General features: G+C 50.2%; 19 protein-coding genes and 1 other annotated feature. Of the genes, 17 read left to right on the top strand and 2 right to left on the bottom strand.

Annotated features, from left to right (window positions below; translation table 11 throughout):
- The first annotated feature begins 35 nt into the window (after positions 1 to 35).
- From lonB to FGB90_RS11320, 7 genes are all read left to right on the top strand, one after another.
- Positions 36 to 1,709, top strand: coding sequence for an ATP-dependent protease LonB (gene lonB, locus FGB90_RS11350; protein WP_138810957.1), 1,674 nt, complete (start codon positions 36 to 38; stop codon positions 1,707 to 1,709).
- Positions 1,710 to 1,955: 246 nt separating this feature from the next.
- Positions 1,956 to 4,280: an endopeptidase La gene (gene lon, locus FGB90_RS11345; RefSeq protein WP_138810956.1), complete on the top strand. Its 2,325-nt coding sequence runs from the start codon at positions 1,956 to 1,958 to the stop codon at positions 4,278 to 4,280.
- Entirely contained in the window at positions 4,277 to 4,864 is a 588-nt protein-coding gene (gene yihA, locus FGB90_RS11340) for a ribosome biogenesis GTP-binding protein YihA/YsxC (RefSeq protein ID WP_138810955.1), read from the top strand. The genes lon and yihA overlap by 4 nt, the downstream gene beginning before the upstream one ends.
- Before the next feature lie 324 nt (positions 4,865 to 5,188).
- Complete coding sequence (locus FGB90_RS11335) at positions 5,189 to 7,990, top strand: MMPL family transporter (RefSeq protein WP_138810954.1); 2,802 nt, start codon at positions 5,189 to 5,191, stop codon at positions 7,988 to 7,990.
- A gap of 539 nt (positions 7,991 to 8,529) precedes the next feature.
- Complete coding sequence (locus FGB90_RS11330; protein ID WP_138810953.1) at positions 8,530 to 9,396, top strand: transporter substrate-binding domain-containing protein; 867 nt, start codon at positions 8,530 to 8,532, stop codon at positions 9,394 to 9,396.
- 72 nt (positions 9,397 to 9,468) lie between these two features.
- The gene (locus FGB90_RS11325) at positions 9,469 to 10,146 is read left to right on the top strand and encodes an amino acid ABC transporter permease (protein WP_138810952.1); all 678 of its coding nucleotides are present in this window, start codon (positions 9,469 to 9,471) and stop codon (positions 10,144 to 10,146) included.
- 12 nt (positions 10,147 to 10,158) lie between these two features.
- Positions 10,159 to 10,890, top strand: coding sequence for an amino acid ABC transporter ATP-binding protein (locus FGB90_RS11320; RefSeq protein ID WP_281280045.1), 732 nt, complete (start codon positions 10,159 to 10,161; stop codon positions 10,888 to 10,890).
- Between the two features lie 51 nt (positions 10,891 to 10,941).
- Here the strand turns inward: FGB90_RS11320 and FGB90_RS11315 are convergent, their stop codons facing one another.
- On the bottom strand, positions 10,942 to 11,436 hold the full coding sequence (locus FGB90_RS11315; protein ID WP_138810951.1) for a LiaI-LiaF-like domain-containing protein: 495 nt from the start codon (positions 11,434 to 11,436) through the stop codon (positions 10,942 to 10,944).
- Positions 11,437 to 11,827: 391 nt separating this feature from the next.
- On the opposite strand from FGB90_RS11315, the gene hemA reads away from it, so the two are divergent.
- The 9 genes from hemA to ysxE all read left to right on the top strand — a co-directional run bounded on the left by hemA (position 11,828) and on the right by ysxE (position 21,918).
- Positions 11,828 to 13,225, top strand: coding sequence for a glutamyl-tRNA reductase (gene hemA / locus FGB90_RS11310; protein ID WP_138810950.1), 1,398 nt, complete (start codon positions 11,828 to 11,830; stop codon positions 13,223 to 13,225).
- Between the two features lie 19 nt (positions 13,226 to 13,244).
- A complete protein-coding gene (locus tag FGB90_RS11305; protein WP_138810949.1) occupies positions 13,245 to 14,063 on the top strand; it encodes a cytochrome C assembly family protein in 819 nt (272 codons plus the stop codon).
- A 28-nt stretch (positions 14,064 to 14,091) separates the two neighbouring features.
- Positions 14,092 to 15,024, top strand: coding sequence for a hydroxymethylbilane synthase (hemC, locus tag FGB90_RS11300; protein ID WP_138810948.1), 933 nt, complete (start codon positions 14,092 to 14,094; stop codon positions 15,022 to 15,024).
- Positions 15,025 to 15,810 carry a uroporphyrinogen-III synthase gene (locus FGB90_RS11295; protein WP_138810947.1) on the top strand — a complete coding sequence of 262 codons (786 nt, stop codon included), beginning with the start codon at positions 15,025 to 15,027 and terminating at the stop codon, positions 15,808 to 15,810. It begins immediately after the preceding gene.
- 64 nt (positions 15,811 to 15,874) lie between these two features.
- On the top strand, positions 15,875 to 16,852 hold the full coding sequence (hemB, locus tag FGB90_RS11290; RefSeq protein ID WP_138810946.1) for a porphobilinogen synthase: 978 nt from the start codon (positions 15,875 to 15,877) through the stop codon (positions 16,850 to 16,852).
- 19 nt (positions 16,853 to 16,871) lie between these two features.
- On the top strand, positions 16,872 to 18,164 hold the full coding sequence (gene hemL / locus FGB90_RS11285; protein WP_138810945.1) for a glutamate-1-semialdehyde 2,1-aminomutase: 1,293 nt from the start codon (positions 16,872 to 16,874) through the stop codon (positions 18,162 to 18,164).
- Between the two features lie 658 nt (positions 18,165 to 18,822).
- Positions 18,823 to 19,974 carry a stage VI sporulation protein D gene (spoVID, locus tag FGB90_RS11280; protein ID WP_138810944.1) on the top strand — a complete coding sequence of 384 codons (1,152 nt, stop codon included), beginning with the start codon at positions 18,823 to 18,825 and terminating at the stop codon, positions 19,972 to 19,974.
- 13 nt (positions 19,975 to 19,987) lie between these two features.
- Positions 19,988 to 20,911: a hypothetical protein gene (locus FGB90_RS11275; protein WP_138810943.1), complete on the top strand. Its 924-nt coding sequence runs from the start codon at positions 19,988 to 19,990 to the stop codon at positions 20,909 to 20,911.
- Positions 20,908 to 21,918 (top strand): spore coat protein YsxE, encoded by a 1,011-nt coding sequence (gene ysxE, locus FGB90_RS11270; protein ID WP_138810942.1) that lies wholly within the window; start codon positions 20,908 to 20,910, stop codon positions 21,916 to 21,918. The genes FGB90_RS11275 and ysxE overlap by 4 nt, the downstream gene beginning before the upstream one ends.
- Before the next feature lie 166 nt (positions 21,919 to 22,084).
- Here the strand turns inward: ysxE and FGB90_RS11265 are convergent, their stop codons facing one another.
- Complete coding sequence (locus tag FGB90_RS11265) at positions 22,085 to 22,279, bottom strand: YszA family small membrane protein (RefSeq protein ID WP_138810941.1); 195 nt, start codon at positions 22,277 to 22,279, stop codon at positions 22,085 to 22,087.
- A 178-nt stretch (positions 22,280 to 22,457) separates the two neighbouring features.
- Positions 22,458 to 22,747 (top strand) — a binding site (T-box leader).
- A 78-nt stretch (positions 22,748 to 22,825) separates the two neighbouring features.
- On the opposite strand from FGB90_RS11265, the gene FGB90_RS11260 reads away from it, so the two are divergent.
- Entirely contained in the window at positions 22,826 to 25,465 is a 2,640-nt protein-coding gene (locus FGB90_RS11260) for a valine--tRNA ligase (protein ID WP_138810940.1), read from the top strand.
- Positions 25,466 to 25,495: the final 30 nt, after the last annotated feature.

Here is a 25,495-nt window from a genome sequence, read left to right as displayed (position 1 = left end):
TCACCACAGACTTAAAGCACCGGGAGGAATCACTCATGTCATTTACAGGACTGGCGTTTGTTATACAATTATTTTTCGGAGTCGTAATCGGGCTATACTTCTGGAATCTACTCAGAAACCAGCGCTCCCAGCGTGTGAGCGTTGATAAAGAGGCCCGAAAGGAACTTGACCAGCTTAAAAAACTGCGGTCCGTTACATTAAGCGAACCGCTGGCTGAAAAAGTAAGGCCGAAATCCTTTGAGGACATTGTCGGCCAGCAGGACGGCATTCGTTCACTAAGAGCTGCCCTGTGCGGCCCCAACCCTCAGCACGTGATTATCTACGGCCCGCCGGGAGTTGGAAAAACAGCAGCTGCACGTCTTGTGCTTGAAGAGGCTAAAAAGAGCGATCTCACCCCGTTTCGCCGGACATCGGTATTTATCGAACTTGACGGAGCGACTGCCCGCTTTGATGAACGGGGCATTGCAGACCCGCTGATCGGTTCTGTTCACGACCCGATATACCAGGGTGCAGGAGCCATGGGACAGGCCGGCATACCCCAGCCCAAACAGGGAGCTGTAACGAAGGCTCACGGTGGTGTTTTATTCATCGATGAAATCGGCGAACTTCACTCGATTCAGATCAACAAACTGTTAAAGGTTCTCGAGGACCGGCGCGTATTCCTTGAAAGTGCCTACTACAGTGAGGAAAACGAGCAGATCCCCGAGCATATTCATGATATTTTTCAAAACGGTCTTCCGGCTGATTTCAGGCTCGTCGGAGCAACGACAAGAAACCCGCAGGAGATTCCTCCTGCTATTCGTTCCCGGTGTATGGAAGTTTACTTCCGGGCACTCACTCCGGCTGAAATCGAGTCCATAGCAAAGAAAGCTGCCAGCAGGATTCATGCAGACGTGGACGAAAAAGTTTACGGTGTTATTGCCAAATACGCCACCAACGGCCGGGAAGCAGTCAACATTATGCAGATTGCAGCCGGGATGGCCACAAGTGAGAAACGCACTTCCATTACGGTAAGTGATGTAGAGTGGGTCATTCACTCCAGCCAGCGTGCACCGCGTCCGGAAAAGAAAATTCATAAAGAGGATAAAGTCGGTTTTGTGAACGGTCTTGCTGTATTTGGTCCAAACCTGGGAGCGCTGCTTGAAATCGAAGTTACGGTAATGAAAAACACAGGCAAAGGCTCCATTAACATTACAGGGATTGCCGAAGAGGAAAGTACAGGTGATCAGACAAGGCAGATTAAGCGCAAAAGTATGGCGAAGGGATCTGTTGAAAACGTGGTGACCGTCCTCCGTCATATGGGGATTGCCACGTATGATTACGATATCCACGTGAATTTCCCTGGAGGAGCGCCGGTGGATGGACCTTCAGCAGGGATTTCAATTGCTACGGCGATCTACTCAGCCATTCATAAAGTACCGATCAGCCATAAAGTAGCCATGACAGGGGAGCTGAGCATTCACGGCAATGTGAAAGCAATCGGCGGCGTTGTGGCAAAAGTCGAAGCGGCAAAACAGGCCGGTGCAAGTGCCGTCATTATTCCTAAGGAAAATCTTCAGGCGATCCTGACTGAGATGGACGGAATCATGATTCACGCTGTCGACTCTTTTGACGAAGTACTGAAACTGGCACTGAAAGGCGAAGAAATGGCCGAAGACGAAAATGTCCTTCCGGCTGCAGCAGGAGCCGTTCAGGAAGCAAAAATCTGATCATCACTTAAACGGCGGCGTGAAACCAGCATGGGAAAAAGGCTCTCACCTGAGGGGGCGGGTCAGTTTACTGCCCGTCCTCTTTTACCTGCTGAAGGCAGCATGGTTTATTAGACATTGCCCAGGCAATAGGATAAAATTGAACAAGATTACAATTGTCATCGTCACTTCCTTTTTTATACAATTTTCCGGTTGGTCAGTGACTGTCTAAAAGGGGATATTAACGATGTGGAGGTGGACTACATAATGAGCAACAGCAATCAGCGTACATTGCCTTTACTACCGCTCAGGGGGCTGCTCGTCTACCCGACGATGGTCCTTCATCTTGATGTAGGAAGAAATAAATCCGTTCAGGCACTTGAACGTGCCATGGTCGAGGAGCATGAGATTTTCCTCGCCACCCAGAAAGAAATCAGTGTAGATGAACCCTCATCTGATGATATATATCATATTGGCACACTGGCAAAAGTGAAACAGATGCTCAAACTTCCAAACGGTACAATCCGTGTTCTTGTGGAGGGGCTTCAGCGCGGGGAAATCAGAGAGTTCCATGACCGCGAGGAGTATTATGAAGCTGAAATCGATCTTAAAGAGGAGCGCCAGGAGGCGACAGTTGAAGAACAGGCCCTCATGCGCAACGTCCTTGAACAGTTCGAGCAGTACATCAAACTTTCAAAAAAAATATCCCAGGAAACGTTCGCATCGGTTTCCGATATTATCGAGCCGGGCAGAATGGCCGATATCATCGCGTCCCATCTGCCGCTCAAAATTGTCCAGAAGCAGGATATTCTTGAGACGCAGGCCCCATCCGACCGGCTAAATAAAATTCTCCGCATTCTGAGCAATGAAAAAGAAGTACTCGGACTGGAGAAAAAAATCGGTCAGCGCGTGAAAAAATCAATGGAAAAAACGCAGAAAGAGTATTACCTGCGTGAACAGATGAAGGCAATCCAGAAGGAACTCGGCGATAAGGAAGGCAAGGAAGGGGAAATTGCCGAGCTTAAAAACAAGATCGAGAAGGCTCAGATGCCGCAGACCATTGAGGAAAAGGCCTACAAAGAGCTTGGCCGCTATGAAAAAATGCCGGCAAGCTCTGCTGAAAGCTCCGTGATCCGCAACTATATCGAGTGGCTCGTCCTCATTCCCTGGTACGAGGAAACTGAGGATCTTCTGGACATTCACCGGTCTGAACAGATTCTTGATGAGGACCACTACGGACTTGAAAAGGTCAAGGAGCGTGTGCTTGAATACCTTGCTGTGCAGGAGCTGACAAAAGAACTGAAAGGGCCGATCCTCTGTCTTGCCGGACCACCGGGGGTTGGGAAAACGTCCCTTGCACGGTCCATTGCCAGATCCCTCGACCGGAAATTTGTCCGCATGAGCCTTGGTGGAGTACGGGATGAAGCCGAAATCCGCGGTCACCGCCGGACCTATGTAGGAGCCATGCCTGGACGTATTATCCAGGGAATGAAAAAAGCTGGTTCCGTAAACCCTGTATTTCTACTCGATGAAATCGATAAAATGGCCAATGATTTCAGGGGCGATCCATCTTCGGCACTGCTGGAAGTTCTGGATCCCGAACAGAACAACTCATTCAGCGATCACTTCATTGAAGAGCCTTACGATCTGTCCAAGGTGATGTTTGTGACAACGGCCAATAACATCTCCCGTATTCCGGGACCGCTTATGGACCGCATGGAAGTTATTCATATTCCGGGTTATACGGAAGTGGAAAAGCTGGAGATTGCCAATGGATATCTCCTTCCAAAGCAGATGAAGGATCACGGTCTGAACAAAAGCCGCCTTCAGGTAAAGGAAGAAGCGATTCTGAAAACAATACGCTACTACACCCGTGAAGCCGGAGTGCGGAATTTGGAACGGCAAATGGCTTCCCTTTGCCGTAAAGCAGCGAAAATGATCGTTTCAGGTGAGAAAAAGCGCGTTGTTCTAACGGAGAATACAGTCGAGTCCATGCTTGGAAAACCGAAGTTCCGTTACGGCAAGGCAGAAGCCGAAGACCAGATCGGTGCAGCAACAGGTCTGGCCTATACAACAGCGGGGGGCGATACGCTCACTATTGAAGTGAGCCTGTCACCGGGAAAGGGTAAACTCACCCTTACAGGGAAGCTCGGCGACGTGATGAAGGAATCAGCCCAGGCTGCGTTCAGCTACATCCGCTCCAAATCAGATGAGCTGTCGATTGATCCTTCGTTCCATGAGAAAAATGATATTCATATCCACGTACCCGAAGGCGCGATTCCGAAAGACGGACCTTCAGCCGGGATTACGATGGCCACTGCTCTGATCTCCGCTTTAACTGAGCGGCCTGTCCGGAAGGAAGTAGGGATGACAGGTGAAATCACCCTTAGAGGACGAGTGCTCCCGATCGGAGGATTAAAGGAGAAATCCATGAGTGCCCACCGCGCCGGGCTCACAACTATCATCATGCCGAAGGATAATGAAAAAGATCTCGAAGATATTCCGGAGAGCGTGAAAAAAGACTTAACATTTATCGCTGTTTCACACTTGGATGAAGTGCTGAAGCACGCATTGGCAGGGGAAAAGAAATGAAAGTAACAGAAGCAGATCTCGTCATAAGTGCGGGGAGAGCAGACCAGTTTCCTCCGGGACCGTTCCCGGAGGTGGCGCTTTCCGGACGTTCAAACGTGGGGAAGTCGTCCTTTATTAATACAATTCTTGCACGTAAGGCTCTGGCCCGTACATCCCAGCGCCCTGGAAAAACGCAGACGCTGAATTTTTATAAAATCAACGACCGGTTTCATTTTGTGGACGTACCGGGTTACGGCTATGCTAAAGTGTCCAAAAAGGAGCGGGACGCATGGGGCCGGCTTATGGAAACTTATTTTGAGACACGGGAACAGCTCCGCGGTGTCGTTCTCCTGGTCGACGTGCGTCACAAACCGACTGAAGACGACCGGATGATGTACGACTGGCTGAAGCACCACGAACAGAAAGTAATCGTAGTGGCAACGAAAGCCGATAAAATTTCAAAAGGCAAACAGCAGAAAAATCTCGCCGTCATCAAACGTGATCTGGATGTGGCGCCGGACGACCCGGTGATCCTTTTCTCATCCGAGACGGGCCTTGGCAAAGACAAGGCGTGGCGGGAGATCAGTGACGCACTTTTCGCCTGAATTCCTCCGGAGACCCCTTGATGACGAGGGGTCTCTTTTTCGTGTGTGCGGCACCACGCTTGATTGCATTGAAATCAAATAGGATTGGACTATGATTTGGAATGATTGGACCACTTTAAAGAATAATTGGACCACTTCTCAGATTGTATTTTTTGGATATAATTGATCTTCAGCCAAACCTCAGTCCAATTCGTGTTCCATAAATGGAAGTCGCCCCCCAGACACGCAAACCGCTTGTAAAAGTTAATCCTCAGCATTAAGATTACATTAGGTTTTACAGAATTTAACTTCAATAAACGGAAACGGTGAAAGGGGACCTGTACGTTGTCATTACGCTGGATATATCTGCTCCCGGTTATCTGGGTTGCAGGGGCCGTACTGTTATTTATCTATTCACCGGATCTGGATGAACTTGTGCGTGAACGGGGGCAGGCGGGTGTACCGGAAGGATATCCTTCCCAGCTGGCCGATGAGATCCTGGCTGACAATGAAGGTGCTTCCGGGGAGACAGTGCTTGCTGTTTACCATAGTGACGATCCGTTAACAAATACTGAACTTGAAGATATTGAGGAAGTGCTCAACGGTATAGGCAGCGAAATTGGCGGCTTTCCGGTTGAAGAAGTGGTGACTCCATTTGATTCAGAGCAAAATCGCGAGCTCCTGATCAGTGATGACGAGACGACAGCAATTGCGTTTGTCCGTATGGATATGCTGTTCAGTGATACTGCCTCCGTGAGAGACGATCTGGATGATGCACTTCAGACAGAGACAGTACCTGTCCTAATATCAGGCTCATCTGTCATTGAAGATGACGTGATTATCAGTTCGGAAGAAGGGCTTGCAACAACTGAAATCATAACAGTCATTTTCGTGCTCGTGATTCTTCTTATTGTATTCCGATCTCTGGCTGCGCCGCTCGTTCCACTTGTAACCGTCGGGGCGTCGTATGCGGTGAGTGTCGGGATTGTTTCTTACATGGCTGAGTACTTCCATTTTCCGGTTTCAAACTTCACTCAGATTTTTATCGTGGCTGTTCTTTTCGGAATCGGAACCGACTACTGTATTCTGCTTCTGAACCGTTTTAAGGAGGAGCTCATCCAGGCTGAGGACCGTACCGAAGCAATGAGGCGGACTTTTAAAGCTGTCGGGCCGACCGTGGCATCAAGTGCCCTGACCGGTTTTATCGGTTTTTTTGCCATTGGTTTTGCCCAGTTTGACCTCTACCGTTCGGCAATGGGCGTGAGCATCGGAATTGTTGTACTTACTGCAGCGATTTGGGTATGGGTGCCGGCAGCCATGATGCTTCTCGGTGAAAAGCTTTACTGGCCGTCACGGTCGGGACTTCAGGTTAAACCGAGCCGGACCTGGGGAGCTTTTGGGCGTTTTTCCCTTTACAGACCGGGCTGGACAGTACTCATTCTTGCTGCAATTATGATTCCATCTGTCCTCACGTATGACAATGCGACCTCCTTTAATTCACTCGACGAAATTGGTGATGATTTCGAGTCCGTGCAGGCGTTTCACGTCACTGCTGACCGTTTTGGAGACGGGGAGATGTTTCCGGCAACGGTGGTCATTGAACATGACGAGCCATGGAACAGTCAGGAGTGGCTCCCCTACATCGAACTGGTAACCTATGAACTTGGAAAAATTGACGGTGTTCAGGAGGTCAGAAGTGCCACGCGCCCCGAAGGAAGCAGGATTGAGGAATTTACTGTACCGTACCTTGCCGGTGAACTGGCAGACGGGACGGATGAAATCAGAGATGGTTTAACCGAATTGGCGGAAGGTCTGGAGGAACTGGCAGACGAACTTCGTAATGAGGAGGAAAACGGTGCCGGGGACGTGGATGAACTTACCGAAGGGACCGGACAGCTTGCCGAAGGGGCCCGTGAAATAGAAGACGGCATTTCAGAGACAGCTGCAGGCACAGAAGAAGCTGCTGCCGGTGCAGGAGAGCTGGAGCAGAATCTGGCTGTCCTGACAGAGGAGCTGGACTTACTCGCTCAGCAGCTGCCAGCTGGGAGTGGAGTGGAGGAACTTCAGGGAGGTCTGGCGGAAATTGAATCAGGCCTGGCAGAGCTGTCGCAAAGTCTTACCGGACTTTCTGCAGCTCAGGACGACATCGGTACAGGAGCCGGAGAACTGGCGGAAGGTGCAGAGGAAGCTGCTGAAGGTCAGGAGCAGCTTGCCGCGTCTTTATCCGAAATAGAAAATGCCTTTGAGGAGGTAGCGGATGGCCTGGACGAAGCGGTAGAAGCAATGAATGAACTGGAAGACGGCCTTGGGGAAGTGGAGGATCTGCTTGCTGAAATTGCCGCTCAGCAGGCACACCCGCTTCAGGGGTTCTTTGTACCGGCGGAAGCTGCTGCTGAGGAGCTGGATGGAGTATGGGAGGCCTATACGACACCGAACCGTTTAGTGACCACGATCGATGTTATCTTTTCGGTTAATCCTTACAGCAACGAAGCGATGGAAACTTCGGCGGTGATTGAAGAACGTGCTGCCCTGGCTCTTAAAGGGACACCTCTGGAGGATGCCCCTATTGCCGTAGGGGGACTGTCGAGCGTCAATCTGGATCTGCAGACAATCTCTAATGACGACTTTCTCAGAACTGCCCTTGTAATGCTGGCCGGAATTTTTATCGTCCTTGTTGTACTGCTGAGGTCGCTCGTGATGCCTCTCTATATTCTTGTGTCTCTTGTAATGACCTATATCGTATCGATCTCGTTTACGGAGTTTGTTTTTGTCACTCTGCTCGGTTACCCGGGAATTACATGGGCTGTGCCGTTTTTCGGCTTTATCATGCTCATGGCCCTCGGGGTGGATTACTCTATTTTTCTGATGACCAGGTTTACGGAAGATGTGCGCACGCATGAAAATATCAGGGAGGCAGCTCTTCACGCAATGCGGCAGATCGGTACAGTTGTGCTCTCGGCTGCTGTGATTCTGGCCGGTACATTCGGAGCTATGATGCCTTCTGGGGTGCTGAGTCTGATGCAGATCGGTACTCTTGTTCTGACTGGACTTCTCGTGTACGCAGTCATCATGCTGCCACTCTTTATTCCGGTTATGATCGGTCTTTTTGGTAATAAGAACTGGTGGCCGTTCAGGCGACCGATTTAAAAGAAAATCAATCTCTTTTCAGAAGGCTATTTTCGGAAAGATTGTTGTTTTTCTACGCTACAGACCGATGCTTTCCGTGGGCAACACCTCAGCCTCCTCGGGAACCCCCACCCTGCGGGGTCTTTTGATCCTGCTCTTCCCACTGGAGTCTCCGCCTTTCGCACGATATAGATACTTCCAGAAAATTACCCGAGAACAGGCAAAGCAAAGGCGCAGACAAAATGTCTGTGTCTTTGCTTTTGTAAACGGAAGTTTATCCTGTGTAAAAAGCGGGAATAAACTTACATCCAATATAAATGGAAGCTTTTATACAATTAATCCGGTGCAGGAAGGATTGGAGAGGATGTGTATGGAAATTACATATAACCCGGAAAAATAACCGCACAAGGCTTTAATTTGACAGTAAATTACGAATTTGCTGTTTTGTGTGCCCATTCAGAGCTTTGCTATGATAATAAAGCAAAGTTCAATTCTGAACCTAAGAGACAGAAACATGCTCCGGAATCCGGGGTAAAACATAATTAAGGGGAGATATGAACATGAAAAAGTACTTAAAAGGGTTTGTTCCAGTAACTCTTGCTGCGACCATGGTGCTTGCCGCCTGCGGTGAAGGGGAGGAAGACGAAGCAGATACAGGTGCTGATGACGGCGGAGAAACAGCCGGGGAAAACGGTGACGATACCGACTCTCCGGGGGACGATACGGATTATGACCAGTACACCCTGGAGGATGGGAAGTTCGTATTTGCCCTTTCCGGAGAATACCGTCCATTCAGTTACGATGATGGGACGGGAGATGTAGTAGGTTTCGATGTAGACATCGGAATGGCAATTGCCGAGGAGCTCGGTCTGGAAGGTGTACCGCACCGCATTACGTGGAACTCCATCATCCTTGGACTGAACGACAATCGTTACGATGCGATTATCGGAAGTATGGGTATTACAGAGGAGCGAAAGGAAAATGTAGCTTTCTCCGATCCGTATTACTACTCCGGGGCACAGGTGTTTGCCAGATCCGACAGCGATATTCAGTCACTTGAGGACATCGATGAGAATACAGAAGTGGCTGTTGCCGAAGGAACGACTTATCACACGATGATTCAGGACTACACTGAAAACACCGTTACGTACGACTCTGACGTTGTAGCTCTTCAGACGCTGTCCCAGGGCCGCCACGATGCAGTTGTTACCGACCGTCTCGTAGGCCTCATCAATATTGAGGACCAGGAGCTCGATATTGAGCTGCGGGGCGACCTGATTGATACGGAGGAAATGGCCATCGCCCTCCGTCACGACGAAGATGAGCTCATGCAGGGAATCAACGAAGCGCTTGAAGCTCTTCATGAGAGCGGTAAGTACGAGGAAATCAATCAGCGTTACTTCGATGAAAACATCGGTGAAGATTAATAAATCATAAAACTCCGGAAAAATGTGCGCGGATTCGTGCACATTTTTCCCTCTTAAAAACGAGGTGACAGAATGATAGTAGCGAATGTTTTTGATCTGAATACGTTTTTCTCCGAACTGATTCGTACGTATCCGTTCTTTTTTGAAGCCGCGTGGGTGACAATCCGGATCACCGTGGCCGCTGTAGTAATCGGAACGGTCATAGGTGTTTTTGTTGCACTTCTTAAGCTTGCAAACCCCGTAACCCGGGTGGTTGCAGATATTTACATTACTGTCATCAGGGGAACACCTCTGATTGTACAGATCTTTATCTTGTTTTACGGATTAACCGGGGTCGTGCAGCTGTCTGCGTTCTGGGCGGCATCCTTTGCCCTTGCTGTACATAACTCAGCCTATATTGCGGAAATCTTCAGGGGCGCCATTCAGTCCATTGACAAAGGGCAGATGGAAGCGGGACGCTCCCTTGGAATGACAAAAGGTATGACGATGAAGCGGATTATCATGCCCCAGGCTCTGCGCAGGGCTGTACCGCCTCTTGGCAACCAGTTCATCATTGCCCTCAAAGACTCCTCACTTGCGGCATTCGTGGGGATCGCAGAGCTGTTCAGGCTCACACAGGGTATTGCCGCAGCAACATTTAATACACTCGAAACATACATTATTGCAGCCGTCTATTACCTCGCCCTTGTTATGATCCTTACATGGATTGTAAATATGGTCGAGCGCAGGCTGTCTGTCAGTGACAGATAGGGGGAGAAGACCATGAAAGAGATGATACGAGTAGAAAAGCTTAATAAGTCGTTTGGTGATCTTCACGTACTGAAAGACGTGGATCTTGAAGTCTATGAAAACGAAGTTGTCTGCCTGATTGGTGCCAGCGGGTCGGGAAAGAGTACCCTGCTCCGCTGTCTCAACTTCCTTGAAATAAAGAATGACGGAAAGGTCGTGTTTGACGGGGACCAGATTGAACTGAAAACCCACAATATTAATGAAGTCCGTCAGCAGGTGGGAATGGTGTTTCAGCACTTTAATCTATTTCCTCACAAAACCGTCCTGGAAAATGTAACGGAAGCCCCGATGATTGTCCGGAAGATCGACCGGGCTCAGGCTGTTAAGGAAGGAAAGGAACTTCTCGACAAAGTAGGGCTCGGGGACAAGTACGACGTCTACCCGAACAAGCTTTCAGGAGGTCAGAAGCAGCGGGTGGCGATTGCCAGGGCGCTTGCCATGAAGCCGAAGATTATGCTTTTCGATGAGCCTACATCAGCACTGGATCCGGAACTGGTCGGAGAAGTGCTCGAGACGATGAAGCAGCTGGCAAAGGAAGGCATGACCATGATCGTTGTCACCCACGAAATGGGCTTTGCCCGGGAAGTGGCAGACCGCACTGTTTACATGCACGATGGGCAGATAGTGGAAACAGGTGATTCAAAAGAGCTGTTCGAGAACCCGAAAGAAAAACGGACTCAGGAATTTCTGAGCAAGGTGCTTTAGATAAATAGGTGAAAAAGAGGACTGCCACCAGGCGGTCCTCTTTGTCTGTTTTTATTTTTTCCGCAAAAAAAGAAGGTAGAGCCCAAGGCCAATCAGGATTACGGGCCAGAACTGGGAGGCTGCACCTAAAGTTTCCTGAATGAGCCTGACAGATCCCTGAAAGAAAAGTGAAAAAAGGCTGATCCCTATAAGAATAATCCCCGGAATCCAGCCGTCACGGCGGCTGTACCGGTACTTCAGAAGAAATGCAATTCCGAAAATCAGTGTAAAGTGGGACCAGTGAATGGACCAGAGGTCAAATGTATAAACTGCGTGAAAGTAAAGCCCCAATCCAAGTGTGGCAGCTCCTGTGAAAACCTGGCCGTCTTCACGCTGCGAATATCCCTGACTGAGAAAAAACAGTCCTGCAATCACAAGAACTGAAGGCCACGACAGGATCGTGCCTGCAAAAGGAATATCCATACCGAGCTGCTGGGCAAGGAAATAGGAACCGACCGCTAAAAGAATCAGGGCGGGAACGAGATTGCGTCTTGAACGTTTTTTCATAAAGGGTCATCCTCTCTGTTTTCCTGGTAAATACAGACCTGTACGCTCCCGGCCCGCCGCTTCCAGCCTGATCCCACAACCGTCAGGTTAAAAAAACAGCAGAAGGGTAAGATAACAGAAGAAGAACCTGGCAGACGACCCATCATCTGATTCGGTATCCGGAAAGTTTCACAGTCTGTTCAAACCTTTGTTTTTGTCCTGGTTCCTGTGGATGTTATAATGTAGACAGTATGTACAGGTACTGCCTTTCATTCATAAGGTCAGACATGTTACAATGGTTCAGGTATGTAAAATGGTCGTATGCAGCAGGAAAAACGTGTTTATTTATATATAGATCCTATAAGGGGCCCTGGCTGAGTCAGCGTTCCAGGTTATATTCGGGGGTGAAACAATGCACATCCTTGTTGTCAGCTTAAATTATAAAACAACACCGGTCGAAATTCGAGAAAAATTTACCTTTCAGAACGACCTTGAGGGTGCATTAACGAAACTGAGAAACTCCAAAAGTATGCTTGAGTGTGTGATTGTTTCCACGTGCAACCGCACGGAGATTTATGCTGTCGTGGATCAGCTTCACACTGGGCGTTACTATACGAAGGCGTTTCTTTCTGAGTGGTTTAATATGCCGAAGGAAGACTTTTCACCGTTCCTTCAGATCCGTGAAGATGAAAGTGCGGTTGAACATCTTTACCGCGTTACCTGCGGGCTTGATTCCATGATTGTGGGAGAAACCCAGATTCTCGGTCAGATCCGCAACAGCTTCCAGACGGCACAGACGGAAGGGACAACCGGTACAGTGTTCAACCAGCTGTTTAAGGAAGCTGTGACACTGGCAAAGCGTGCCCACTCCGAGACAAGCATCGGGGAAAACGCCGTAAGTGTCAGCTACGCGGCGGTGGAGCTCGGTAAAAAGATTTTCGGTGGATTCAGTGAAAAGGAAGTGCTTGTACTCGGTGCCGGAAAGATGAGTGAGCTTACAGCGAAGCATCTTCACGCAAGTGGAGTAAATGATATTACTGTCATGAACCGGACTGCGGAAAAAGGGCGGGAGCTTGCTGCCAAGTTCAATGGTGCAGCACGTGCCATGTCCGAAATGGACGAGGCTCTTGAAACGGCGGATATTATGATCAGTTCCACCGGTTCAACTGAATATGTGCTCACAAGAGAGCGGATGTCCGCTCTGACGAAAAAGCGGAATGGCCGCCCGCTTTTCCTCGTGGATATCGCGGTTCCCCGTGATATAGACCCGGGAGCAGGGGAAATTGATAACGTCTATCTCTACGATATTGATGACCTTCAGGGAATTGTGGCTGCCAACCTCGAAGTCCGTCAGAAGGAAGCAGAAAAAATTGAGCTCATGATTGAAGAAGGGCTTGTGGCGTTCAGTCAATGGCTCGACCAGCTCGGTGTCGTACCGATTATTTCAGCTCTCCGTACAAAGGCCCTTTCCGTACAGGCGGATACGATGGAAAGCCTTGAACGTAAGCTTGACCTGACAGAGCGGGAAAAGAAAGTAATCCGCAAACACATGAAAAGCATCATTAACCAGATCCTCCGTGACCCGATTACGACAGTGAAGGAGCTGCCGGAAGAAGAGAACGCCGAGGAATCACTGGCCCTCGTTACCAAGCTGTTCGGAATTGAAGACGAGCTTGAGAAGAACGACATGCCGAAATCCCGGATTCAGATTAATAAAGCGGAACGTGAATGGAATATACAGAAGCGCAAAGCGGAACTGGCGGACCGGCAGAGTTTAAAAGAGTCTGTCAAGGCCCTGGCCCGGTCGTAATGACTGCAGGAGACGGGCTATGCTGAATGCTCTTTATCTTCTGATTATCGTTCTTTATCTTTTAAGTGTACTCGGGTATTTTATTGATTTCATACAGACCAGCCAGAAGGTGAACCGGATTGCCTTCTGGTTGCTTTCTATTGTCTGGTTCCTGCAGTTCTTTTTCTTTGTGCTCAGGATGTTTGAATATAACCGGCTGCCCTTGATGACGATCTTTGAAGGGCTTTTTCTATACGCGTGGATACTGGTAACATTTTCATTGATCATTAACCGTCTGTTTAAAATGGACTTTCTTATCTTCTTTGTCAATGTGGTCGGTTTTGTCATCATGACGATCAGCGTGTTCGCTCCTACCGGGGATGCACCTGAGCAGCTGCAGAACCTGCTTGTTATGGAGCTTCTTGTCATTCATGTGAGCGTGATTCTTCTTTCCTACGGCGCCTTCACACTTTCATTTGCGTTCTCCTTTATGTACATGCTTCAGCACTTTATGCTTAAAGGGAAGCAGTGGGGAAAGCGGATGTACAGAATTGGCGATCTGGCTAAACTTGAGCGCTTCTCCTACGTTTTCGCCCTGGTGGGTTTTCCTCTTCTGGTTGTCGGTCTCATTCTCGGAGTCATATGGGCATGGATTGAATTCGGTACCGTCCCCTGGTTTGATCTTAAAGTTGTGTCCAGTTTTGTGGTTATCGCGGTTTACGGATGGTACCTGTTTGAGCACGTGGTGAATAAAAAGCGGGGTTACAGTCTGGCACTTCTTAACATGGCCGCCTTTCTTGTCCTCCTGATTAATTACTTTCTTTCGAGTTCGTTCTCGGAATTTCATTTGTGGTATTAAACTAATTAACGACTAAGCGGAGGTTTCTATGCGAAAAATAGTTATCGGTTCAAGACGAAGCAACCTGGCGATCACCCAGACGAAATGGGTCATTAGCGAGCTGGAGAAGCTTGGTCTGCCTTTTGAATTCGAAATTAAGGAAATTGTGACGAAAGGGGATAAAATCCTCGATGTCACACTGTCCAAAGTCGGAGGAAAAGGCCTTTTTGTTAAAGAGATTCAGAAAGCCATGTTTGATAAGGAAATCGACATGAGCGTGCACAGCCTGAAAGACCTTCCTTCCGGGCAAACAGAAGGGCTGACAATTGCTTCGGTACCAAAACGTGTGGACCCGAGAGATGCTTTTATTTCCGAAAGCGGGAAGACGCTGAAGGAGCTTCCTGCCGGTTCGGTTGTAGGTACAAGCAGTCTGCGCCGTTCCGCCCAGGTCCTTGCTGAACGGCCGGACCTTGAAATCCAGTGGATCCGCGGGAACATCGATACCCGTCTGAGAAAGCTCCGTGAAGAGAACTTTGATGCTATTATTCTGGCAGCTGCGGGGCTCGAGCGTGTCGGCTGGACAGAGGATATCGTCACGGAATTTCTTGATCCTGAGGTATCTCTTCCGGCAGTGGGACAGGGCGCTCTCGGCATTGAGTGCCGTGCAGATGACCACGAACTGATCGACCTCCTCAAGAAAATTAACGACAAAGTGACAGAACGGACCACAGCTGCGGAACGCGCTTTTCTTCATAAGGTGGAAGGAGGCTGTCAGGTTCCGATTGCAGGGCATGCGAAACTGCTGGATGATGGACGTGTTCAACTGACGGCCCTTGTCGCTTCACCTGATGGAAAGCAGGTGTTTAAACGCACCGAAGCGGGAGAGGATCCGGCAGCTGTGGGTGAAAGTGTCGCGTCTGTTCTGCTTGGTGAGGGAGCTAAGGAAGTGCTCGATCAGGTAAAAGAGGAGCTCGACCTTTAAGTGGAAGGAAAGCTCAAAGGGGCTGCGATTGCCAACACAAGAGCAGAGCACCAGGCAGCCCCCTTTACTGAACTGATCAGGAAAAGCGGAGGATCATCTCTTGAAGTTCCGCTGATTAAAATCAGGGCTGGTGAGAGTGAGAGTGCGGAGAAGCTTAAAGGCATGCTTCTGCGTCTTCCGGCTTACGATACGGTCGTCTTCACAAGCACGAACGCTGTTTATTTTACATTGAAGGCCATGGAGGAAGCAGGAGTCGACGAGAGTCTGATCAGAGGCGTGCGTCTCGCCTGTGTAGGGACGAAGACCGAAAGGTACCTGAATGCCAGGGGCCTGACGGTTACCTATATGCCGGCGGCCTTTGACGCCGAGCACCTGGCCGCAGAGCTGGTTCAGGAGCTTCCCGGCGGGAGCCGTGTTCTCTATCCGCGAAGCCGGATTGCCCGGCCCGTCCTGAAAAATACTCTGTCTGCCCACGGCTTTATTGTGGAGGATCCTGTCGTCTATGACACCGTGCCGGATCCGGAAGGCGCGCGCCGTCTTGCTGAAACGGTGAAAGAAGGGCGGCTGGACGTACTGCCTTTTTTCAGTCCTTCAGCGGTACGTGCTTTTTTCGGGCCATTAACGGCCTGTGAAAAAGAGCAGATCTGGAGGGCATCCCGGATTGCCGCCATCGGACCCGTTACAGGAGCTGCTCTTAAGAAGGCCGGGATTTCCGACTTTCTAATGGCCGGCACCTACACAGCGGAAGGGCTTATTGAAGCCATTACAAGGGAGCTGTACAGGTAAAATCCTGTGGCGTCATTGGTCCGGCTGTAACAGCCATGAGCAGAAATTTAAGGAGGAGAACGACATGACTAACGCCTCATTCAGACGGCACCGCCGTCTGCGCAGAACTGCGGGGATCCGCAGCAGTGTCAGAGAAACACATCTACATACATCTGACTTTATTTACCCTGTTTTTGTAAAAGAGGGAGAGAATATTAAAACGGAAGTCCCGTCCATGCCCGGGGTTTACCAGTGGTCTCTTGACCGCCTGGACGAGGAAGTGGACGAAGTGGCTGAGCTTGGTATTGAAACGATGATTTTGTTCGGAGTGCCGGCAGACAAGGATGAGGTGGGTTCCTCCGCCTATGATCCGAACGGCATTGTCCAGCAGGGTATCCGCCGGATTAAAGAGCGCTATCCGGATATGACGGTCATTGCAGATACATGTCTTTGCCAGTTTACCGATCACGGTCACTGCGGGGTAGTGGAAAACGGTGAAATCGTAAACGACGACAGCCTGACGCTTCTTGCACGTACAGCTGTCTCCCAGGCTGAAGCTGGTGCCGATATTATCGCACCTTCAAACATGATGGACGGATTCGTTGCGGCAATTCGTGAAGGGCTGGATGAGGCCGGGTTTACGAACATTCCGATCATGAGCTATGCAGTGAAATATGCATCTGCTTTTTACGGTCCGTTCCGGGATGCTGCCCACAGCTCCCCGAAATCCGGAGACAGAAAAACGTATCAGATGGATCCGGCAAACCGTCTGGAAGCACTCCGCGAAGCAGATTCGGATGTAGAGGAGGGCGCAGACTTTCTCATCGTCAAGCCGGCCCTGTCCTATCTTGACGTGATCCGGGAAGTGCGTGACCGCCATCCGTATCCGGTGGTTGCCTACAACGTAAGCGGGGAATATTCCATGGTGAAAGCTGCCGCACAGAACGGCTGGGTCGATGAAAAAGCAGTCGTGCTCGAAAAGCTGACGAGTATGAAGCGGGCAGGAGCAGATATGATTCTCACGTACCATGCCAAGGACGCTGTCCGCTGGCTGAACGGATAAGCTAAAGGAGGCCGATCAAATGAACTTTGAAAAATCGAAAGCAGCATTTGAACAAGCGAAGAAAGTGATGCCCGGCGGCGTAAACAGTCCGGTACGGGCATTCAAGTCCGTAAACATGGAGCCTGTTTTCATGGAAAAGGGAAAAGGGTCACACATCTGGGACATCGACGGCAACGAGTACATCGATTACGTTATGTCATGGGGCCCGCTCGTGCTTGGCCATGCTGACGACCGCGTTGTCAGCTCCCTTAAGGACATTACGGAAAAAGGAACAAGCTTCGGGGCACCCGCAGAGATTGAAACGAAGCTTGCCGAGCTGGTCATCGACCGCGTTCCTTCCATCGAAGTTGTGCGGATGGTCAACTCAGGGACTGAAGCCACGATGAGTGCCCTGCGTCTTGCCAGGGGTTACACAGTGCGCAACAAGATTGTTAAATTCGAAGGCTGCTATCACGGCCACGGTGACTCGCTCCTCATTAAAGCAGGTTCCGGTGTAGCCACTCTCGGCCTTCCGGACAGCCCAGGTGTTCCGGAGTCGGTTGCTGTGAACACCCTTACCGTCCCTTATAACGATGTTGAAAGTCTGAAGCTTGCGTTTGACGAATTCGGCGATGATATCGCTGCCGTGATTCTTGAGCCGGTCGCCGGTAATATGGGCGTTGTCCGTCCGGAAGAAGGCTATCTTGAAGCAGTACGCGAGATTACTCACGACCACGGATCGCTTATGATTTTTGACGAGGTTATGACCGGCTTCCGGGTGGGGTATAACTGTGCCCAGGGTGAACTCGGTGTGACGCCTGATCTGACCTGTCTTGGGAAAGTAATCGGCGGCGGACTTCCAGTTGGTGCCTACGGCGGCAAACGGGAAATCATGGAGCAGATCGCTCCTGCAGGGCCGATTTACCAGGCAGGCACTCTTTCCGGTAACCCTCTCGCCATGACAGCCGGTTATGAAACGCTCGTCCAGCTGACAGAATCGGATTACGAGGAGTTTGACCGCCTGGGTAAACGTCTTGAAGACGGTATTAAAGCAGCGGCTGAAAAGCACGATATTCCGTGCTCCATTACCCGTGCAGGATCAATGGTCGGCTTCTTCTTCAACGACGGACCGGTGAAAAATTACGATCAGGCTGCACAGTCGGATCTCAATATGTTTGCAAAGTATTTCCGCTACATGCTTGAAGAGGGAGTTTCCATTGCTCCATCCCAGTTCGAGGGTATGTTCCTCTCCACAAAGCATACGGATGAAGATATCGACCGCACAGTGGAGGCAGCCGGGAAAGCCTTTGCCCGTATCCGCGAAGAACAGTAAATCATAAACGTGTTAAAGTCCGGTAAAGGGATTCTTCTTTACCGGACTTTTTTAATGAAGGCTGTGTTCGTATAGATTGTTGCTATTGGTCACATTATTAATGGAGCGAAAGGCGGTGACTCCAGCGGGAAAAGCATCAGGGACGAGCGTTTACATCGTGAGTTCACTTCGAGCTGCTTCGACACAGACGCTTCGGAGCGTTTCGGGCAGAGGAAGAAGCACGATAACTACTCTGTCGGCTGAAGCGATGCCCGCGGAAAGCATCCGCCTGCAGCGCAATAAAACAACAATCTATCCGAATACAGCTTTAATGAAAGAAACCGAACTATATCACCGTCCAGGGAACTAATCACCCTAAAGCCGCATTTAATCGCTCCAAACACATAACTAACCACCTTAAAGCTGAAACAATCGCTGAGAACACAGAATGAGTCACCCCAGACCGCAGCATGCACTTAACTAAACTATAATTTCCGATCCATTTCACCTGCAAAGCGTACTTCTGCCATCAAACTTCCTCTTCCAGTCATAATCCGGCCTGCCTGCTCATAAATGTGTACTGTATGAATGGCGGTTTTTACATTCATGTAGGACAAAGATTTGCATCTGAGAATCAGAGCGGAAAGTGATGTTCTTTTGATAAAAGGAGGAGAAGCGTGTGGCTAATGAACAGGCGTCAACCTTATCGTTTTCCATTCAGGAAGCAGTTTGGCTGAATCGGGGGCAGGAGATTGACAGTGTGATGTCACTGGAGCTTGAACCGGAGATTGCGATTGAAGAGGCAGAAGAGCACGTAACGGTGAAAGGCAACCTTGTTTTAACCGGAGAGTACCGTCCGGGTAAGGAAGTGGATGCAACTCAGCAGCAGCGCAATGCGAGTCTGTCCGAGCAGGTATCGTTCCGTTCTATCGATGAAGTACGGATTTCAGAAGAAGGACACGGGGAAATCAGGCATCCGTTTCCGATTGATGTCACGATTCCGAGGAGCCGAATCAGTAACCTGGATGAAGTGTATGTGAACGTGGAATCATTCGATTACGACCTGCCCGGGAACGGCTGCATTGAACTGCAGGCCGACCTCGCTATTACCGGTATGCGCGGAGAATTTAACGCCCCTGCCAATGAAGACAGCGAGGAAAACAGAGACGAAGAGGAAGAGGAAGAGGAAGAGTACGTTGAAAAAGTTGTGACCGAGGATGACCTGGACGGTGATCGTACGTTCCATTTTGAAGGCTTCCGCCCGCCGGAATGGCAGCAGCCTCCACAACAGGAAGCCGAAGAGGTGGAACCTGCCGTGAGAAGCGAACCTGCAGCGGAAGAGCAGAAGATCAGTAACGGGACCAGCGAAAAACAGGCGTGGCAGTCTCCTTCTTATGAGCAGCAGGAAGAGCAGCAGGAACCTCTCTCTGCGGTCAGCGGAAATGAACAGCCACACGCATATGATCAGGCTTCCAGTGAGGAAGAGGAAGAACCTGCCGAAGATCTTTATGCCATGAGGTATGAGGAGGAAACCTTCGGACAGGAGGAAGAAGAGGAATACGAGGAGTATGAAGAGCCTGCAGAGGAACAGCCCCGCGATGAAAATGCCCTGTATTTAACGAAGGTGCTGGCTAATAACGATGAAGGCGAAGAGTTTTCACGTCTGCGCATGTGTATTGTTCAGGCTGGTGAATCGATAGAAACAATCGCAAACCGCTACAAACTCCAGGTCAGCCACCTGATGCGAACGAATAATCTGAATGAAGAACGGGTGGAGGAAGGCCAGATCCTGTATATTCCAACACGAAAGACATCTTCGGCCTCATCCTAGGAGGAGAAGAGCTATGGGAGAACTTGAACATCTTAAAGCTGCATACGGCTTTACCAAAGGGGACTGGATTGTACCGGGGGAGAAACTGAACACAGAAAGAGGAATTAAAGTCGTCCGGCGGTGGGCAAACACCCAGCTGATGAACTGGCATATCCAGTGGCGGGAGTCGGTTGACAATCGTGGCCTCTGTCTGATTAACCGGATGATCAGGACTGCAGACGGAGACATGGCGCTGCTTGATACAAAGGGGTGGCTGACCTTGCATGATGAGGTCACTTCCCTTTTTTCATATGAAAATCGTGAACGTGACGCCGCAGCGCTGGTGGCGGGAGCGGCTGCTGTGGGCATGAAGATGAAGGGAACGGATGCAAAAAGACCGGTGATGACGGAGAAGTGCCTCCTGGATGCAGTGAAAAAACTGCCATCCGACACGGATCCGGTGGTGATGTCCATTATTAAAAAAACACTCACCGAAGCAGTGGCGAGACTTGGGAAAGCTGAAACCCTTCCGGCGATGGCAGAAGAGGATCTGCCTGTGATGGATCCGTTTACCGGACTCGCACAGGGCAGGGAGGTGTACGGCCAGCTTTTCTGGACATTCTCGGGAAGGGAACCGGAAAAAGGCTTCCGCTCAATGGCCGGCTTCCTGAAGGAATACAGCGGTGCTGCCGGTAAAAAGGGACTGATTGTTTTTCTGGATGAAATCGACAGTTTTGAAGTGCTTAGTGAGGAGCACTATCTGGAGATTCTCAGGGAAGCACTCGTACCGTGGGAGTTTATCCGGACTGCAGATAAGATAGAAAAAGCAGGAGCCAAGAATCCGGAAAAGGCTTATCTTCTGCTGGAAGAGATGTATAAAGAATGGGAACAGTCCCGGTCATTTGTGCTTGCTTTCAGTGAGTGGGTGGACGGGAAGAGAGAGAAGGTGGCTAATTGACAACGAAAACCTACGATCACCTCGGCTCAGTACTGTTTCACTATGATCTTTATCCGGAGCGGGTGGAAAGCTTTGGCAAGGTGAGTAAGATCCATACGTCCAGAGGCACCTTCGCTCTTAAAAAAACACAGCTTTCCCGGGAGGAAGGCGACTGGTTTATTCACGTCATGCGGCGGCTGGACCGGATCGGCTTTCATTACGTGGTCCCTGTGATCCAGACAAAGTACGGTGATTTTCTCGTACGAAGAGGCAATGATACGTACTATCTGATGCCCTGGTACGAAGCACACGAACGATTCCAGCATCCCGTCAGCAAAGAAGACGTCATTCTGGAGGAGACGGCAAAACTCCACGGTCTGACAGAAAAAAACCAGGACTACTCCGAGGAAACGATCCAGGCTTCTTTTGACTCATTAAAAAGGCGCTGGGATCACAGAAAGCTGGAGATGGAACGTTTTGCGGACCAGGCGGAATCGCGTATGTATATGTCGCCATTTGAGCTCACGTTTCTGACCCATTTCCACCGGATGACGCAGATGGCAGAAGCTGCGGAAGAGCACCTGGAATCATGGGTGGAGATGTGCAAGGAGAAAAAAGCGTTCCGGAGCGTTCTCTGTCACGGACGCCTGAATAAAAGCCACGTCCTGTTTGATCAGTACGGCTCCGGTTATTTTCTTAATTTTGAGCGGGCCGTACTTGATACACCTGCAAGAGAACTGGCTATTTTATTCCGTCATTATTTTCAGAGCCAGCCCTGGGATACGGCAGAGGGCATACACTGGCTTGGCACCTATGAGCGCCATTTTTCCCTGTTTGATGAAGAGCGGCATCTGCTTATGAGCTACCTGGCGTTTCCCGAAAGTGTCTTTCACAGCGTGGACCTTTACAGAAACGAACAGCGTGAAAAAACCCAGCTCCAGCTCGTCACTCACCTGGAGCGGCGGATTCTCTCACTGAACCGCACAAACCGGCTTATGAATACCCTCTTTCAGGAACCGCACGAGTAAAACTTCATATAATCAAAAGGGCACGGAGCCGCGCTGGTTCCGGCCCTTTTGCTGTGTGCTCTTAGGGAGCGAAAGACGGAGGCTCCCGCGGAAAGCGTCCGTCTGCCGCGTCATCTAACTAAATAAAAAAGCGGTACGCTCAGCCGTAATGCCTGGGCGCACCGGTTCAGTTAAACCAGCCGTAGGCGGTTGAGAAATAAAGGACCGCCAGTGTAGCAAGGAGAATCACATCGAATGTACTCGGAAACAGAAGAGTGCGGATGAGCTGGAAAAAGATAATTGGAAGCAGACACTGGTAAAAAGCGTCGATAATCCGCCGCCCCCATAAAGGCAGCCGGTTTTTACTGAATCGTCTGGTCACGGCGCGGGGCCTCCCTGTACAGATTTTACTCCCATTCTATGCCGATGCGGGCGTTTTTGTGTGGCGCGGGACAGGAGAGGTTTAAAACAGTGGAGCACAGGGCAAGATGTTTATAAAGTTTACCCCTGTGCCTATTGCAACTTGGAGGATCTTTGAGTAAAATAACGATAGTCAACATAGTTTAACCGTGATGGGGAAGAGTACATCGTGAACCCACCAGAGAGGAAAACCGCACTGCTGAAAGGTTTTCTTGGATGTAGGGATGGAACGTCGCCCCGGAGTTGTCCGTGCGAACGCACCGTCAGGCCCTGGTAAACAGGTGCCCAGTCAGTGCCAGTAGTCCGGACCGGCAGACCCCGTTATGGTCACACGAGTGTACACCGCAATCCGCCGCAGTCTATTGGTCTGAACGGAACCGGTGTAAACAAAGGTGGTACCGCGAGAAGCAATGCTCTCTTCGTCCTTTGACGGAAGAGGGCTTTTTTGTGTTTCAGGAACCCGCCTGCAGACATAGAAAACCCATTTATAATAAGGAGGAAAATAAACATGAGCAATGAAATTTCAATGCCGCCGAAGTACGATCCGCAGGCAACCGAAGCCAAATGGTATCCGTACTGGGTAAACGGCAAATTCTTTGAGGCAACCGGTGACGAAAATAAGAAGCCCTATACGATCGTCATTCCGCCGCCGAACGTAACCGGACGTCTCCACCTTGGCCATGCGTGGGATACGACTCTCCAGGACATTCTCATCCGCACAAAACGTATGCAGGGCTATGACGCACTATGGCTCCCGGGAATGGACCATGCGGGCATTGCCACCCAGGCAAAGGTGGAAGGGAAGCTTCGTGAGGAAGGTGTTTCCCGCCATGAACTAGGAAGAGAAAAATTCCTTGAAAAGTCCTGGGAATGGAAAGAGGAATATGCGGACTTTATCCGCCAGCAGTGGTCCAAACTGGGCCTGAGCCTTGATTACTCCCGCGAGCGTTTTACCCTGGATGAGGGACTGAGCGATGCAGTGCGGGAAGTGTTCGTCCGTCTTTACGAGGAAGGGCTCATCTACCGTGGGGAGTATATCATCAACTGGGATCCCCAGACGAAAACAGCGCTGTCTGATATCGAGGTTATCTATAAGGACGTCCAGGGCGGTTTCTACCATATGAGGTATCCCCTTGCAGACGGAAGTGGCCACATTGAAGTAGCGACAACACGTCCGGAGACGATGCTCGGGGATACGGCGGTTGCCGTTCATCCGAAAGACGAGCGCTACCAGGACCTCATCGGGAAAAAAGTAAAACTTCCGATCGTCGGCCGTGAGATCGAAATCGTAGCAGATGACTACGTGGACATGGAGTTCGGATCCGGTGCCGTAAAGATTACCCCTGCACATGACCCGAATGACTTTGAAATCGGCAACCGTCACGACCTTGAACGCGTTCTCGTTATGGACGAAGGCGGGGTAATGAACGAAAATGCCGGTAAATACCAGGGTATGGACCGGTTTGAGTGCCGAAAGCAGATCGTTAAGGACCTGCAGGACGAAGGCGTTCTCTTTAAAATCGAAGATCACATGCACTCTGTTGGTCACTCCGAGCGAAGCGGCGCAGTTGTCGAGCCGTACCTTTCCACCCAGTGGTTCGTTAAAATGGGACCTCTGGCAAAACAGGCTATCGAACTTCAGAAAGGTGAAGGCAAAGTTGACTTCGTGCCGGACCGTTTTGAAAAAACGTATATGCACTGGATCGAGAACATCCGTGACTGGTGTATCAGCCGCCAGCTCTGGTGGGGTCACCGGATTCCGGCATGGTTCCATAAGGAAACAGGAGAGCTTTATGTTGGCCGCACGGCGCCTGAGGATATTGAAAACTGGGAGCAGGACGAAGACGTTCTTGATACGTGGTTCTCATCCGCACTCTGGCCGTTCTCCACGATGGGCTGGCCGGATGAGGAAGCACCGGACTTTAAGCGCTACTACTCCACCGATGTACTTGTGACCGGTTATGACATCATCTATTTCTGGGTTGCCCGGATGATTTTCCAGGGTCTGCAGTTTACCGGTGAGCGTCCGTTTAAGGATGTTCTCATTCACGGGCTTGTCCGCGACGCAGAAGGCCGCAAGATGAGTAAGTCCCTCGGAAACGGCGTTGATCCGATGGATGTGATCGACAAGTATGGTGCCGATGCTCTCAGGTTCTTCCTTTCCACTGGAAGTTCACCTGGTCAGGACCTCCGTTTCTACTGGGAAAAAGTCGAAGCAAACTGGAATTTTGGAAACAAAATCTGGAACGCTTCCCGCTTTGCTCTCATGAATATGGACGGCCTTAAGTACGAGGACATCGATCTGAGCGGCAAAAAGTCCATCGCAGACGAATGGATCCTGACCCGCCTCCAGGAAACCGCGGAGCATGTAACTAAATACATTGATGCTTACGAGTTCGGTGAAGTGGGCCGCTCCCTTTACAACTTCATCTGGGATGATTTCTGCGACTGGTACATTGAAATGGCAAAACTGCCATTAAACGGAGACGACGAGGAAGCGAAGCACACAACCCGCTCGGTACTTGCCTATGTACTCGACCGGACACTCCGTCTGCTTCACCCGTTCATGCCGTTTATTACAGAGGAAATCTGGCAGCACCTTCCGCACCAGGGTGAATCCATCACCGTTGCAGAATGGCCGGTTAAAGACGAGAAGCTGATGAACAGCCTGGCTGTTAAGGATATGGAACTGCTTCAGAGCATCATTCGTTCTGTCCGTAACACCCGAGCGGAGCTGAACGTACCGATGAGTAAGGAAGTGGAGCTTCAGATCAAAGCCGACAGCGGGGACATTCTCGCCCAGCTTGAACGCGGTGAAGAGTATATCGAGCGCTTCTGCCGCCCAAGTGATCTGAAGATGGGAGCGGATCTTACTGCTCCTGAAAAATCCATGTCCAGCGTGCTGTCAGGCGTCGAGCTCTATATGCCGCTTGCAGGCCTTCTCGACCTCGATGCGGAAATCGAACGCCTTGAAGGAGAAAGAAAGCGACTGGATCAGGAAGTTATGCGCGTACAGAAAAAGCTGGGCAACGAAGGCTTTGTAGCCAAAGCCCCTGAAGCCGTTGTCCAGGCTGAACGGGAAAAGGAAAAAGACTACCTTGATCAGCGCGAAAAAGTGGATGCACGTATTGCAGAGCTGAAAAATTAAAAAGTATATGAGAGGTTTCTCACGTAAAAC

The organism is Alteribacter natronophilus (genome assembly GCF_006007885.1).
GTDB lineage: Bacteria > Bacillota > Bacilli > Bacillales > Salisediminibacteriaceae > Alteribacter > Alteribacter natronophilus.
The sequence above is the reverse complement of the archived record's forward strand: the minus strand, read 5'-3'. Positions and strand labels throughout refer to the sequence as shown.

Excerpts from the sequence above, each read along its gene's own strand:
- lonB (WP_138810957.1), top strand. The coding sequence starts at position 36 with ATGTCATTTACAGGACTGGCGTTTGTTATACAATTATTTTTCGGAGTC.
- lon (WP_138810956.1), top strand. The coding sequence starts at position 1,956 with ATGAGCAACAGCAATCAGCGTACATTGCCTTTACTACCGCTCAGGGGG.
- yihA (WP_138810955.1), top strand. The coding sequence starts at position 4,277 with ATGAAAGTAACAGAAGCAGATCTCGTCATAAGTGCGGGGAGAGCAGAC.
- FGB90_RS11330 (WP_138810953.1), top strand. The coding sequence starts at position 8,530 with ATGAAAAAGTACTTAAAAGGGTTTGTTCCAGTAACTCTTGCTGCGACC.
- FGB90_RS11325 (WP_138810952.1), top strand. The coding sequence starts at position 9,469 with ATGATAGTAGCGAATGTTTTTGATCTGAATACGTTTTTCTCCGAACTG.
- FGB90_RS11320 (WP_281280045.1), top strand. The coding sequence starts at position 10,159 with ATGAAAGAGATGATACGAGTAGAAAAGCTTAATAAGTCGTTTGGTGAT.
- FGB90_RS11315 (WP_138810951.1), bottom strand. The coding sequence starts at position 11,436 with ATGAAAAAACGTTCAAGACGCAATCTCGTTCCCGCCCTGATTCTTTTA.
- hemA (WP_138810950.1), top strand. The coding sequence starts at position 11,828 with ATGCACATCCTTGTTGTCAGCTTAAATTATAAAACAACACCGGTCGAA.
- FGB90_RS11305 (WP_138810949.1), top strand. The coding sequence starts at position 13,245 with ATGCTGAATGCTCTTTATCTTCTGATTATCGTTCTTTATCTTTTAAGT.
- hemC (WP_138810948.1), top strand. The coding sequence starts at position 14,092 with ATGCGAAAAATAGTTATCGGTTCAAGACGAAGCAACCTGGCGATCACC.
- hemB (WP_138810946.1), top strand. The coding sequence starts at position 15,875 with ATGACTAACGCCTCATTCAGACGGCACCGCCGTCTGCGCAGAACTGCG.
- hemL (WP_138810945.1), top strand. The coding sequence starts at position 16,872 with ATGAACTTTGAAAAATCGAAAGCAGCATTTGAACAAGCGAAGAAAGTG.
- FGB90_RS11275 (WP_138810943.1), top strand. The coding sequence starts at position 19,988 with ATGGGAGAACTTGAACATCTTAAAGCTGCATACGGCTTTACCAAAGGG.
- FGB90_RS11260 (WP_138810940.1), top strand. The coding sequence starts at position 22,826 with ATGAGCAATGAAATTTCAATGCCGCCGAAGTACGATCCGCAGGCAACC.